The sequence below is a fragment of the Pseudomonas sp. NY15356 genome, from assembly GCF_048068175.1.
Classification (GTDB): Bacteria; Pseudomonadota; Gammaproteobacteria; order Pseudomonadales; family Pseudomonadaceae; genus Aquipseudomonas; species Aquipseudomonas putida_K.
This window is the reverse complement of record NZ_JBLUPW010000068.1, coordinates 1-1160: the sequence shown is the minus strand read 5'-3', so window position 1 is coordinate 1160 and position 1160 is coordinate 1. Positions and strand designations below refer to the sequence as shown.

1 protein-coding gene and 1 pseudogene are annotated in these 1160 nt (G+C 57.9%); both read right to left on the bottom strand.

Going from position 1 to position 1160, the window contains the following annotated elements; genetic code table 11:
- Positions 1–366: pseudogene (locus ACNFCI_RS23935) on the bottom strand (hypothetical protein); the annotation flags it as partial.
- A gap of 10 nt (positions 367–376) precedes the next feature.
- Positions 377–1160, bottom strand: a 784-nt coding sequence (locus ACNFCI_RS23930; RefSeq protein ID WP_416768421.1) for a hypothetical protein, incomplete at its 5' end; no start/stop codon positions are given.

Below are 1160 nucleotides of genomic sequence, written 5' to 3'. Positions count from 1 at the left end.
GGCCTTGGTCTCCGCAGTGATCTCTTGGGACCAATCGATAACGCCCACCACAGCTTCGAGAGGATCGCTCCACTCCAGCCCAGGCAAAGGCACCCGGCCATCGGCTGGGTCTCGGATATCGATCGGGAAACGTGCGCTCTCCGGAGCGTCGGCAGCGTGCGGCAGCATCAAGGTAACGACCAGGTCACCATTAAAACGCTCCACAGGAGCAACGATAAACGGGCTGCCTACCGCCTCGACCGGTAATGTCGAGCCATCAGCAAGTCTGGAGAAGTCCAGTGAAACGCCATTGATTTCGAGTTGATCGCCAGCTTTGAGGACGGCAAGATTATGGCCGGATCGAACCGGTGAAAGTTTGATGAGCATGATATCGTCCTTATGAGAACCATCTGCCAATAGCCATATAGGCCACTTGGACTGTGGCGTTATTAGCGAACCCGTGGGCGACAAGGGTACAGCTACCAGAACCTACAACTGCAGGGTTTGCCCACGCTCGAGACGCTCCACCAGCGGGAAAATAACCACCTGGGAATAGCCTGGGAGGTACAGCAAATCCAATTGGATAAATGAAGTTGCTGGTTGTCGGAGACTGGAAGCCGCTTCCAACGACTGCTGTTGTAACTAACGCTTCAGCTGCAATACCCCAACAAATCTGCGAGCCATCCGCGAACCGGATGTACTCACCATTGGCATTGCTCCCACGCTCGATGATTGCACCTGTTGGAATACCGCCGCTTTGACTGACCGTGCCAACGATATCGGCCACCGCGGCCGTTTTCAGTCCAAGGCCACTGCGCCCTAATGCCTGCGTGTTGCCTCCGGTCCCCCCCTTGGCCACCGGCACTACGTTCTCGGTTGACACCGAGCCAAGGCCGGCCAGGGTCGAGCCCCAGGTATTGGCGATGTCGTTGAACTTGTCGGCCAAGGTCTTGGTGTAGCCCTGGACCGGCGTGATTGCGTAGGTGCCTCCGGTGACCGTGGCCCCCTTGTAGGCGGGCAGGATGCTCAGCACCGTGGTGCTGGCAATGTTGGTCACCTCATACCAATTGCCATCCGGGCCTAGCAGTGCATCGCCCACCCGGGCATTCGCTGAAAAATTGGTGCCGGTACCGGTCACCGTCGTTTGGCCAGCCGTGATCGCGACCGTGCCTGTTCTGTAC